The following is a 12,307-nucleotide window of genomic DNA, read 5'->3' on the forward strand; positions in this document are numbered from 1 at the left end:
TGGCCATGGCTCTGCACCGCCTGCGCCCCCGCGCCTGGAGCCGCTGGCTGCTGTTGCTGGCCGCGCTGCTGCCCGTCTCGCTGACGCTGGCCGTCACGCTCGGCCCGGTGCCCATTGCCGCGCCCGATGCCTGGGCCATCGCCGCGCACGAAATCGGCCGCGCGCTGGGCCTTCAGCTGCCGCGCGGCGCCTGGAGCGAGGCGCAGCGCCAAATCGTCTGGCAGCTGCGCATGCCGCGCGTGCTGCTGGCCGGCGTGGTCGGCGCCGGTCTGGCCGTGGTCGGCGTGAGCATGCAGGCCATGGTGCGCAACCCGCTGGCCGACCCTTATCTGCTGGGCGTGTCCTCGGGTGCTTCGCTGGGCGCAGTCGGCGTGCTGGCGCTGGGCCTGCTGGGCGCGGCCGGCGGCCTGGCACTGCCGCTGGGCGCCTTTGGCGGCGCGCTGGCCGCCTGCGTGGCCGTGTACGCGCTGGCCCATGCCCAAGGGCGGCTCTCGGCCACGCGGCTGGTGCTCGGCGGCGTGGCCATCGGCTACTGCCTGGCTGGCCTGAGCAGCCTGATCGTGCTGACTTCCGACCAGCGCGACCTGGCCGGCGCCGTCATGGCCTGGACGCTGGGCAGCCTGGCGGGCACGCAATGGCACGAGCTGGGCCTGCCCAGCCTGGTGCTGCTGCTGGGCACGCTGTGGCTGGCGCTGCAGGCCAAGGCCTTGAACGCCTTGCTCACCGGCGACGAAACCGCAGCCACGCTGGGCATCGACACCACGGCGCTGCGGCGCCGGCTGTTCGTGGCCGTCTCGCTGCTGACAGGCGTGATGGTGGCCGTCAGCGGCCCGATCGGCTTCGTCGGCCTGGTCGTGCCGCACATCACGCGCATGCTCGTGGGCGCCGAGCACCGCCGCGTGTTGCCCGTGGCGGCGCTGCTGGGCGCGCTGTTTCTCATCTGGGTCGATGCCTTTGCGCGCCTGGCCTTTGCGCCCACCGAAGTGCCCGCTGGCGTCATCACCGCGTTGCTGGGCGGGCCCTTCTTCGTCTGGATGCTGCAGCGCGATGGCCGCCGCGCACAGGGGGCGCCATGGAGCTGAGCGCCCAGCGCCTGAGCTGGCAGGCCGCTGCGCGCCACATCGTGCGCGAGGTCAGCCTGCAGGTGCACAGCGGCGAGATGGTCGGCCTGCTCGGCCCCAACGGCAGCGGCAAATCCACGCTGCTGCGCATGATCTACCGCACCTTGCCGCCCAGCAGCGGCCAGGTGCTGCTGGGCGGCTGCGACCTGTGGCAGCAAACGCCGCGCCGCGCCGCCCAGACCATGGCCGTGCTGGCACAGCAGGGCAGCCCGCCCTTTGCGCTGAGCGTGCACGAAGTGGTGCTCATGGGGCGCATCCCACACCAGCGCCCGCTGGCGCGCGACAGCGCCCAGGACCTGCAAATCGTGGCCCAGGCCCTGGCGCGCGTGGGTGCCCAGGCGCTGGCGCAGCGGCGCTTCGACACCCTCTCCGGCGGCGAGCAGCAGCGCGTGCTGCTGGCGCGCGCGCTGGCCCAGCAGCCGCGCCTGCTGGTGCTGGACGAACCCACCAACCACCTGGACGTGCGCCACCAGTTCGAGCTCATGAACCTGCTGCGCAGCCTGCGGCTGAGCACCCTGGCCGCGCTGCACGATCTGCAACTGGCCGCGCACTACTGCGACCGCATCTACCTGCTGCAGGGTGGCGCCATTGCCGCCCAGGGCCGGCCGGTCGAGGTGCTGGATGCCGCCACCATCGCCCGCGTCTATGGCGTGCCCGCCCAGGTGCGGCCCAACCCGCGCACCGGCAAGCCGCTGATCGAATTCCTGCCTGATGACTTGCCAGGCGCCCCATCCGATGAGCCCACAGAACCGCCAGCCCATGCCCCCGATTGATGCTGAGCCGCAGGCCGAGGCCCAGGCCGCCAGCCATGCCAGCGTTGCCTGCGCTGCCAGTCATGATCCGCGCCCGCTGGGCGTCGTCGTGCTCGGCCGTGGCAGCAGCGGCGCGGCCGCGCGCGAGCAACTTCAGGCCCTGGCCGAACCACTGCGCGCGCTGCTGCCCGAGGCCCGCATCGCCATCGCCTTTGCCGACCGCGCCAGCCCCTCACTGCCCGAGGCCCTGACGCAATGCCTGCCCTGTCGCCAGATCATCGTGCAGCCGCTCTTTCTGCCGGGCGAGAACGCCTTGCTGCGCTGGCTGGAAAAAGTCGCCCAGCGCTGGCGCCACCAGCAGGGCAGCGGGGCAGAGGCCCTGGCGGCGTTGCCGCCCATCGTCTTTGCGCCCGGCATCTGGCAGCAAGCGGCCCTGCCTGAGCTGTTGGCGCGCCAGATCGACCAGGCCCAGGCCCTGCCCGACGTCACCCAGACTACGCCCGAGCGCTGGCAGCACGACCCGGCGGCCTGGTCCACCATCCCGCCGCACCAGCGCCACGCGCTGCTGTGCCTGGGCCCGCGCTGCACCGCGCTGGGCGCGGCGGCGCTGTGGCCGCAGCTGACCGAGCGACTGCGCGCCTGCGGCAAGCTGCAGCGCGGTGTCATGGCGCTGCAAACCAGCTGCCAATACCCCTGCAACCACGGCCCGCTGATGATCGTCTACCCGGATGGCATCTGGTACGGCCGCCTGGACGAGGACGCCATCGCTCACATCGTCGACGAGCACCTGCAACACGGCAGACCACTGGCGCAATACCGCATCCACCGCAACGGCGAGGAGCCGGCCGGCGGCGCTTGAGCCAGTTACACGTCGATATTGGCCGCGCGCAGGGCGTTGGCTTCGATGAAGTCGCGGCGCGGCTCCACCTCGTCGCCCATGAGCATGGTGAAGATGCGGTCGGCCTCGATGGCGTCCTGGATTTGCACGCGCAGCAGGCGGCGCACGGCCGGGTCCATGGTGGTTTCCCAGAGCTGCTCGGCGTTCATTTCGCCCAGGCCCTTGTAGCGCTGGCGGCTGGTGGTGCGCTCGGCCTCGGCCAGCAGCCATTGCATGGCCTGGTGGAAGCTGGCCACCTCCTGCTCTTTCATGCGCTCGCCCTCGCCGCGCTGCACTTTGGCGCCTTCGCCCAGCATGCCGCTGAGGGCCTGGGCGGCCTGGGCCAGGGTGTGGTAGTCGGCGCTTTTGGCGAAGTCCTGCGGGATGAGGCTGCTTTTGATGTTGCCGTGATGGCGGCGGCTGATGCGCAGCACGGGTTTTTCGGTGCGCGGGTCGATCAGGGCTTCGACTTGCGCCTGCTCGGTGACGCGGGTGCGGTCGCTCAAATGCTGCTGCAGCGCGGCGGCGGTGTGCTGCATGTCCTGAAGGGTGTCGGCGCGCAGCGGCACGCCGTCGGCCAAGGCCTGCAAGGCCTGGCCGTCCATGTAGGTGGACAGGCGCAGGATGGCGCCCTGGGCTTTCTGGTAGGTGGCGGCCAGCTTTTCCAGCGCCTCGCCCTCGATGGGCTGGGCGCCTTCGCGCGGCAGGATGCGCGCGTCGCGCAGCGCGATGCGGGTGAGGAACTGGTCCAGCGCCTGGGCGTCCTTGAGGTACAGCTCCTCTTTGCCTGCCTTGACTTTGTACAGCGGCGGCTGGGCGATGTAGATGTGGCCGCGCTCGACCAACTCGGGCATCTGGCGGTAGAAGAAGGTCAGCAGCAGGGTGCGGATGTGGGCGCCGTCCACGTCGGCATCGGTCATGATGATGATGCGGTGGTAGCGCAGTTTGGCAGCGTCGAAGTCGTCTGCGCCGCCCTTGCCGTCCTCGCCCACGGTGCGGCCAATGCCGGTGCCCAGGGCGGTGATGAGGGTGAGGATTTCATTGCTGGAGAGCAGCTTCTCGTAGCGCGCTTTCTCGACGTTGAGGATCTTGCCGCGCAGTGGCAGGATGGCCTGGAACTTGCGGTCGCGCCCTTGCTTGGCGCTGCCGCCGGCGCTGTCGCCCTCGACGATGTAGATCTCGCACAGGGCGGGGTCTTTCTCCTGGCAGTCGGCCAGCTTGCCCGGCAGGCCCATGCCGTCGAGCACGCCCTTGCGGCGCGTCATCTCGCGGGCCTTGCGCGCGGCTTCGCGGGCCTTGGCGGCCTCGACGATCTTGCCGCAGATGAGCTTGGCGTCGTTGGGCTTTTCCAGCAGGAAGTCGGTCAGCGCGCGGGCCACGATGTCTTCCACCGGGGCGCGCACTTCGCTGGAGACGAGCTTGTCCTTGGTCTGGCTGCTGAACTTGGGCTCGGGCACTTTGACCGAGAGCACGCAAGACAGGCCCTCGCGCATGTCCTCGCCGCTGACTTCAACCTTGTCCTTCTTGGCCAGGCCGTTTTCCTCGATGTATTTGTTGATGACGCGGGTCATGGCCGCGCGCAGGCCCGTCAGGTGCGTGCCGCCATCGCGCTGCGGGATGTTGTTGGTGAAGCACAGCACGGTTTCGTTGTAGCTGCTGTTCCACTGCATGGCCACTTCCACGCCGATTTCCGTGCCGGGGATGCCGCCGTAGCTGTCGGCCGGGCGGCTGCCGCTGGCATAGAAAGTGGTGGGGTGCAGCACCTGCTTGCCTTTGCTGATGAACTCCACAAAGCCCTGCACGCCGCCGCTGCCGGCGAAGTCGTCCTCCTGGCCGGTGCGCTCGTCCAGCAGGCGGATGCGCACGCCGTTGTTCAGAAAGCTCAGCTCGCGCAGGCGCTTGGCCAGCACCTCGTACTGGAATTCGTTGTTCTGCTGAAAGATGTCCGTGTCGGGCAGGAAATGCACGCGCGTGCCGCGCTGCTCGGCCGGGCCGATGATGCGCATGGGTGAGACCTGCACGCCGTCCACGACCTCGATCTGCCGATCGAGCAGCTTGCCGCGCGAGAAGCTCAGCTCGTGCTGCAAGCCCTCGCGCGAGACGGTGACGGTCAGCGAGGAGGACAGCGCGTTCACGCAGCTCACGCCCACGCCGTGCAGGCCGCCGGAGACTTTGTAGCTGTTCTGGTTGAACTTGCCGCCGGCGTGCAGCTCGGTCAGCGCGATCTCGGTGGCCGAGCGCTTGGGCTCGTGCTTGTCGTCCATCTTGATGGCCGTGGGGATGCCGCGGCCGTTGTCCTGCACGCTCAGCGAGCCATCGCCGTGGATGGTGATGAGGATGTCGTCGCAGTGGCCTGCCAGGGCCTCGTCGATGGAGTTGTCCACCACCTCGAACACCAGGTGGTGCAGGCCCGTGCCATCGGAGGTGTCGCCGATGTACATGCCCGGGCGCTTGCGCACGGCCTCCAGCCCTTCGAGGATCTGGATCGCGCCGGCGTCGTAGTCCGAGGGCGGGGCCGGGGGCAGCACGCCTTCGAGTGTGTCGGCGGGATCGGGGCGCTTGGCGTCGGTCATGAAAATTCCTTTCTCTGGCGGCAGGCACGCGGCGGTGGGCCCAAAACGCCTGCTGCACCATGGGTGTGGTGCAGCAGCAATGTGGCGGTGGCTTGCACAAGCCCTCAAATGCGCATCGGCATCACCACGTACTTGAAGTTGGCATCGCCCGGGATACTGATGAGCGCCGAGCTGTTGCCGTCCTCGAAGGCGATGCTGACCATGTCCTGCTGCATGTTGGAGAGCACGTCCAGCAGGTAGCTGACGTTGAAGCCGGACTCGACCTTGCCTCCGCCGTAATCGATTTCCAGCTCGTCCTGAGCCTCCTCCTGCTCGGCGTTGGCCGAGCTGATGCGCAGCATGCCGGGCTCGAAGTTCAGGCGCACGCCCTTGAATTTGTCGCTGGTCATGATGGTCATGCGCTGCAGGCTGGCCTGCAGGGCCTGACGTCCCAGCGTGACGACATTGCCGTAGCCCACGGGGATGACGCGGTTGTAATCCGGGAACTTGCCCTCGACCAGCTTGGTGACGAACTCCAGCCCGTTGAAGCTGAGCTTGGCCTGGTTGTTGGCGAACTGGAATTGGATCATCGGGCCGGCATCGTCCTTGCCCTCGCCCGCCGGGGCGGCAGGGGCCTTGACGTCGCGCAGCAGGCGCTGCAGCTCCAACACGGTCTTGCGCGGCAGGATGACTTCTTGCTTGGGCACGTCGGTGTCCAGCGTGGCGCTGGCAAAAGCCAAGCGGTGGCCGTCAGTAGCCACCAGACTGAGCGTGCGGCCCTCGGCCACGAACAAGATGCCGTTGAGGTAGTAGCGGATGTCCTGCACCGCCATGGCAAAGGACACCTGGCCCAGCAGGTTCTTGAGCACCGCCTGTGGGATGGAAAACGCCGGGCCGAAGTTGGGCGACTCCTGCACCAGCGGGAAGTCGCTGGCCGGCAGCGATTGCAGGGTGAAGCGGCTCTTGCCGCCCTTGAGGATGAAGCGCTCCTGCGAGGCCTCCAGCGTCACGACCTGATCGGGCTGGAAGGTGCGCAGGATCTCGATGAGCTTGCGCGCGCCGATGGTGGTGGCGAAATCGGCGGCGGCATCACCGCCCAGGTCGGCCGTGGTGCGGATCTGCACCTCCAGGTCGCTGGTGGTCAGCTGCAGGGTGTTGCCATTCTTGCGCAGCAGCACATTGGCCAGGATCGGCAGGGTGTGCCTGCGCTCGACGATGCCGGCAATGGATTGCAGGACCGACAGTACCTTGTCCTGAGGGGCTTTGAAAACAATCACCTGGTCTCTCCATGAAGGGCGCAGCGGGCATGGCCCGGGCCGGGCACAGCCAGAATCGCCCGAAAAACGGGCAAATGCGCTATTTTGGCCGAAAACCGCCCCTGATCTGGTAAAGGCGGGCGCTGTGTGTGTGCCGCAGCCATGCGGGCGGCCGCAAAGCGTCATGCCTGTATGCACATTCGCTGTGCTGCCGTGCGCTCCAGGCTGGGATGGGCTGCAAGTTCTGTGTGCGCAGCAAGTGGCCGATTCTGGGATGAGTGCGGCGCGAGCAAGTTCGTTCTCAGAGTCTGTTCAAAATCTCGGCGTGAGTGGGCAAGAAGCGGTTTGGGGTGGGCTGCAAGGCGCAAAACGCAGCCATGGCTGGGGCTATGGCGAGGCTTTGCGGGCGCAGCAGAGCGCCCAAATCCGCTCTCTTGACCGCCGTGCAAAGATTTTGAACAGGCTCTCAGGGCTCCACCTTGGGCGCGGGCGGGCGCTGGGGTTGCAGCTGTTGCATGCGCTGCTGCACGGCCTCGCCCAGCTGCAGCACGGCCAGGGCGTAGTAGCTGGACTGGTTGTAGCGCGTGACGGCGTAGAAGTTTTCCGTGCCCAGGATGTATTCGGGCGGGCGCGCGCCGTTCTTCAGCTCGACCAGCGCCATCAGGCCGTCGTACTGCGTGCCCGCCGGCTGCGGCAGCGCGCCCAGTTGCTGCAGCGCGGCCTGGTCGAAGGTGGGCAGGATGTCGGGTGCTAGCAGAGCGCGCAGCTGCTCGGGCTGGGCCTGCAAGGCCACGCCCAGATAGGCCGGTTGATGGGCGCGCCAGCCGTGCGCCAGCAGGTAGTTGGCCACGGAGGCGATGGCGTCCTGCGGGCTGCTGATCAGATCGACCACGCCGTCTTCGTTGCCGTCACGGCCGTAGAGCCGCCAGCTCGAAGGCATGAACTGCGGCACGCCCATGGCGCCGGCGAAGCTGCCCTGTAGGGTCAAAGGGTCCAGATCGTTGCTGTGGCACAGGCGCAGAAACTGCTCAAGCTCCTTGCGGAAGAACTGGCTGCGCTCGAATGCGCGGGGGTGGTTGCTGGGGTAGTCGAAGGCCAGTGTGGCCAGGGCGTCGAGCACGCGGATGCTGCCCATGTTCTGGCCATAGGTGGTCTCGATGCCAATGATGCCGACGATGACGCTGGCGGGCACGCCGCTGAACGCCTCAATGTCTTGCAGCTGCTGTTGGTGGCGGCGCCAGAAGGCCACGCCAGCCTCGATGCGCGCAGCGGTGATCAGGCGCTCGCGGTAGGCCTGCCAATCGCGCACTGTGGGGGCTTTGGGGGTGGAGGGCGTCATGAGCCGCTTGACGCGGCCGTTGTGCCGCGCCTGCGAGAGCACCTTCCAGGCCCATTCGGCGGAGATGTCCTGATCGGCGGCAAAGCTGCCGGCCAGGTCGTGCAGCTGCGTGGCCCAGGCGCTGTCTTGCGCTGCGCCCTGGGCTTGGGCTGGCGCGCCTGCTGCGCCCAGCCATGTGAGGCAGGCCAGGGCGGCGCAGGCCAGCGCATGGCGCCAGCGGGCGCGGGCAGGCAATGCGGGGGCGCGAAGTCGGGCAGGCAAGGGAGCAGACACGGGGATGGGGGCAATCACGGTGGGGGCGGGGCGGGCCAGCGCAGCTGGCGCCAGCGGCGTTCCAGTTCGGCCAGGGACGCCGGGGGTTGGGCAGCATAGCGCTGCGCATCCATCAGCAGCAGCCATTGTGCGGCATCGGCTGCGGCCTGGACGCCAAAAAATGCTTGCATCTCCTGGGCCATGCGGCGCGGCGGCAGGTGCTCGGGCAGCTGCAGGCCGGCCTGGGCCAGGCGTTGGCGGGTTTGCGCCAGCAGGCGCTGCCAGGGGTCTTGCCGCCTGCGCAGCAGCTGCGGCAGGCCCAGATAGCCCAGGCCGATGATCAGCACCAGGGCGACGATGAGCAAGGCCAGTTGCGACCAATTCAGCCGTTGCAGGCCCAGGGTTTGCAGCAGCGATTGCTGGCGGCCTTGGTCGTAGTTGAGCACCCATTGCGTCCAGCGGTAGTCGATGGCATCGCCCAGGGCCTGTAGGCGCAGCAGCCAGCGCGCGCCGGCGCCAAAGCCGCGCGCGCGCGCGTCGGCGCCGGCGCTGTCCAGGGCCTGCGACTGCGACAGCTCAATGCGCTCGGGCGCGATGGCGCCGGTGGGGTCGATGCGCGTCCAGCCTTGCTCGGGCAGCCAGACCTCGACCCAGGCGTGGGCGTCGGACTGGCGCACGGTCCAGACGCCGTCGATGGGGTTGGGCTCGCCGCCCTGGTAGCCGGTGACGATGCGCGCCGGGATGTCGGCTGCGCGCATCAGGATGGCGAAGGCTGAGGCGATGTGTTCGCAAAAGCCGCGGCGGTGCACGAACCAGAACTCGTCGGCCGTATCCTCGCCGTACAGCGGCGGCTGCAGGGTGTAGTGAAACTCCTCTTGTCGCAGCTGCTGCAGCACCTGCGCGATGAGGGCCTGATCGGCCGCCAGTGTTTGCGCTGGGCCTGCATGGCGCGGGTGTTGCTCGCGCAGTTGCGCGGCCCAGGCGCGCGTGCGTGCGTTGCCATCCTGCGGCAGTTGCAGGTACTGGCGCAGTTGGGTGGGCTTGGCCAGCCGCGCGAACTGTCCGCCCAGATGGCTGCTGGCCTGGTAGCGCGTGGCACTGTTGAGCGGGCGATGGCTGTTCCAGACCAGCTCGTGGCTGAGGGCGCTGCGCAGCCCGCCAGCCTGTGGCTGGACTTGGGGCAGCCATTCCAGCGGCAGTAGCCAGCGCTGGCCGTGCGGTTCGAGCACGGTCTCGTAGCGCACGGCCTGGCCGGCGGGCTCGAAGGGGTTGTAGGCCGTGCCCGGCTCGGCCTGGGGTTGCACGGGCAGGTCGCCGCGCGCCGTCCAGTGGCGGCCCTGCAAGTGCGAGAGCACCGGGCCGCGAAAGTACATCTGCCCCTGGCTGGGGACGGGCGAGCCGGGCGCAAAGCGCAGCCGCAGTGCGATTTCGCGGCTTTGCGCCAGCTGGCTGATGGTGCCCACCTGCATGGATTCGGACAGCCCGGTGCGGCCCTGGCCGGGTGCATTGGGGATGCCCCACAGCGGCGCAAAGCGCGGAAACAGCACATACAGCGTGCCAATCAGCGGCAGGCCGATGAGCACCAGCAGCGCCGCGCTGCGTGCCGCCTCGCGCAGCGGCGGCCGGCCCACGGGCTTGTGGGCGTTGACCAGCGCCGTCAGCAGGCCCCAGAACACCAGCACCATCAACAGGGCCACGGGCAGGGTCTGGTTGAACAAGAACGTGGTGACGATGCAGAAAAAACCCAGGAAGAACAGCACCAGGGCATCGCGCCGGGTGTGCATCTCCAGCGTCTTCAGGGCCAGCAGCATGAGCAGCAGCGTCAGCGCCGCGCCCGAGATCGACTGCTGCGTGAGCACTTCCCAGCCCGCGCCCAGCAGCGCCAGGGCCAGCAGCAGCGCCAGCTGCCAGCGTTTGGGCAGGGGGCGCTGGCGCAGCGCCAGGGCAAAGCGCCAGCCCAGCAGGCCCAGCGCGAACACGCCGGCCCAGGTGGGCAGCGCGCGCGCCATTTGCAGGGCCAGCAGGCTGAGCACGGCCAGCAGGAACAGGGTGTCGCGCGTCTGGCGGGGCTGGGCGTCGAGCCAGCGGGAGAGGCGGTGCTTCATCGTGTCGCTCCGAGTGCGGGCATGGCATCGCCAGGCCCGCGGGCGGCGTTCAACTCAGCGCCAGCGCCTTGAGGCACTGGTGCATGTGCTCCGGGCCTTGGCCCGGCGGGATTTGGAGTTGCGGCAGGCGCAGCCCGTAGACGAGCTCTTGCGCATGGGCGGCCAGCACCCAGGCGCATAGGCGGCTGAGGATGGCCTCGGGGTGCTGCAGGCCGGTGGCGGCGTGGTCCAGCCACAGCTCGCTGGCCTGCTGCTCGGTTTGGTCGCGGCGCACCCAGTCGCCGCTGCCGGTGGCCAGAGCCGTGGCGGTTTTCTTCCAAAGAATGGATTTGATCGGGTCGCCGCGTTGGTAGCTGCGAAAGCCCTCCATCTCGAACGAGGGCGTGCGCGCCGAGGCCAGGCCTGCCTGCCCGGCGCTGTGCTGCGCTGGCAGCGCCGGGGCGTTGGGCTCGGGCGCGGGATAGACCAGCAAGCTGGCGGCGGGGCGCCAGATCGACCAGACCCGAAAGGCACCGATGGGGTAGCGCGTTTCGATGTTCAGCGCCGGGCAGGGGTGCTGGCCGCGCGGCAGCGGCGGCAGGCCCAGCGCCACGGCCAGCGGCTGCCCGGCGGGCACGTCCACCATGCTGGCGTGGTCTTCGGGCTGGCCTTGCGCGCGCAGCGCGATTGCAAAGCGCGTGCCCTTGCCAGGGTGTTGCAGCACCAGCGGCAGGCGCGCTGGCTGGTGTGCAAACCAGGGCGGCGGCTCCTGGCAGTGCAGTTGCAGGCCGCGCAGATTGCCATGCGCCACCAGCACGCTGACAAAACCCACGCCCGCGAGCATGAAGGTGAACAGAAAGCCCAGGTTGATCTGGTAGTTGATGGCGGCAATCAGCAGCAATGCGGCCGTCAGGCCCAGCATCCAGCCGGCGCCGCTGGGCAGCACGTACAGGTTGCGCTGCGACAGCTGCCAGTGCATCGTGCGCGGCAGGCGGCGCTCGATCCAGGCGTTAAGGCGCTGGCGCAGCGAGCCAGGCAGCAGGCGAGGCGCGGGCATCGCAGGCCTTAACGCAGCGGCACGGCCTGCAGCATGGCCTGCACTTGCTCGGCGGCGCTGCGGCCAGCCTGCGACACAGGCACCAGGCGGTGCGCAATGGTTTGCACCAGCGTGGCCTGCACGTCATCGGGCGAGACGTGCGCATGCCCCAGGATCCAGGCGCGGGCCTTGGCCACGCGCAGCAGCGCAATGGCCGCGCGCGGGCTCAAGCCCTGCACGAACCATTGCCCCGAGCGGCTGGCCTCGACCAGATCCAGCACATAGTCCAGCAGCGCCGGGGCAGCATGCACCTGCAGCACGGCCTGTTGCATGGCCAGCAGGTCTTGCGCATCCACCAGCGGGCGCAGCTGGCGCACCTGCTGGCGGTGTCCATTGGCCTGCAGCAGCTGGCGCTCGGCCTCGCGGTCGGGGTAGCCCAGCGAGATACGCATCAGAAAGCGATCCAGCTGCGACTCGGGCAGCGGATAGGTGCCCAGCTGCTCGCGCGGGTTTTGCGTGGCGATGACGAAGAAGGGCTGGGGCAGGGGCCGGGTGGCGCCTTCGGCCGAGACCTGCTGCTCCTCCATGGCTTCGAGCAATGCGCTTTGCGACTTGGGGCTGGCGCGGTTGATTTCATCGGCCAGCAGGATTTGCGAAAAGATCGGCCCTGGGTGAAAGACGAAGCCTTCCTGCGCACGGTCGTAGACCGAGACGCCGGTCAGGTCGCTGGGCATCAGATCGGCGGTGAACTGCACGCGTGCAAATTGCAGGCCGAAGCTGCCGGCCAGGCCGTGTGCCAGTGTGGTCTTGCCCACGCCGGGCACGTCCTCGATCAGCAGGTGACCGCCGGCCAGCAGGCAGGTCACGCCATCGAGCACCTGGGCAGGCTTGCCGACGATGAGCGTGTTGAGCTGCTCCAGCACGGCGGCGACTTGGTCTTGGTAGGGCATTTTTGACGTTAAAGTAACTGTGCCATGGGATTGGGGCAGGGGGCTTGTGACAGTGCCGACGCCGCATCCCGGTGCGGCAGCGATTTGT

At 68.7% G+C, this 12,307-nt stretch carries 9 protein-coding genes; 3 read left to right on the top strand and 6 right to left on the bottom strand.

Annotation, left to right across the window (positions count from 1 at the left end; all coding sequences use genetic code 11):
- Positions 1-5 precede the first annotated feature (5 nt).
- The 3 genes from CLI93_RS08960 to CLI93_RS08970 are packed head-to-tail and all read left to right on the top strand — an operon-like array spanning position 6 to position 2,732.
- The gene (locus CLI93_RS08960; protein WP_238946627.1) at positions 6-1,082 is read left to right on the top strand and encodes a FecCD family ABC transporter permease; all 1,077 of its coding nucleotides are present in this window, start codon (positions 6-8) and stop codon (positions 1,080-1,082) included.
- Positions 1,073-1,894: an ABC transporter ATP-binding protein gene (locus tag CLI93_RS08965; RefSeq protein WP_095542236.1), complete on the top strand. Its 822-nt coding sequence runs from the start codon at positions 1,073-1,075 to the stop codon at positions 1,892-1,894. The genes CLI93_RS08960 and CLI93_RS08965 overlap by 10 nt, the downstream gene beginning before the upstream one ends.
- On the top strand, positions 1,881-2,732 hold the full coding sequence (locus CLI93_RS08970; RefSeq protein ID WP_095542305.1) for a (2Fe-2S) ferredoxin domain-containing protein: 852 nt from the start codon (positions 1,881-1,883) through the stop codon (positions 2,730-2,732). Before CLI93_RS08965 ends, CLI93_RS08970 begins: the two co-directional genes overlap by 14 nt.
- Before the next feature lie 5 nt (positions 2,733-2,737).
- On the opposite strand, the gene gyrB is transcribed toward CLI93_RS08970, so the two are convergent.
- The 6 genes from gyrB to CLI93_RS09000 form a co-directional block, all read right to left on the bottom strand.
- Complete coding sequence (gene gyrB, locus CLI93_RS08975) at positions 2,738-5,323, bottom strand: DNA topoisomerase (ATP-hydrolyzing) subunit B (RefSeq protein ID WP_095542235.1); 2,586 nt, start codon at positions 5,321-5,323, stop codon at positions 2,738-2,740.
- Between the two features lie 104 nt (positions 5,324-5,427).
- Positions 5,428-6,579 (bottom strand): DNA polymerase III subunit beta, encoded by a 1,152-nt coding sequence (dnaN, locus tag CLI93_RS08980; protein ID WP_095542234.1) that lies wholly within the window; start codon positions 6,577-6,579, stop codon positions 5,428-5,430.
- Between the two features lie 445 nt (positions 6,580-7,024).
- Entirely contained in the window at positions 7,025-8,170 is a 1,146-nt protein-coding gene (mltB, locus tag CLI93_RS08985) for a lytic murein transglycosylase B (protein ID WP_238945793.1), read from the bottom strand.
- Positions 8,171-8,184: 14 nt separating this feature from the next.
- Positions 8,185-10,254, bottom strand: coding sequence for a transglutaminase TgpA family protein (locus CLI93_RS08990; protein ID WP_095542232.1), 2,070 nt, complete (start codon positions 10,252-10,254; stop codon positions 8,185-8,187).
- 49 nt (positions 10,255-10,303) lie between these two features.
- On the bottom strand, positions 10,304-11,290 hold the full coding sequence (locus CLI93_RS08995; protein WP_095542231.1) for a DUF58 domain-containing protein: 987 nt from the start codon (positions 11,288-11,290) through the stop codon (positions 10,304-10,306).
- Positions 11,291-11,298: 8 nt separating this feature from the next.
- On the bottom strand, positions 11,299-12,219 hold the full coding sequence (locus CLI93_RS09000) for an AAA family ATPase (protein ID WP_095542230.1): 921 nt from the start codon (positions 12,217-12,219) through the stop codon (positions 11,299-11,301).
- Between the last annotated feature and the right edge of the window lie 88 nt (positions 12,220-12,307).

The organism is Vandammella animalimorsus (assembly GCF_002288875.1).
GTDB classification, from domain to species: Bacteria; Pseudomonadota; Gammaproteobacteria; order Burkholderiales; family Burkholderiaceae_C; genus Lampropedia; species Lampropedia animalimorsus.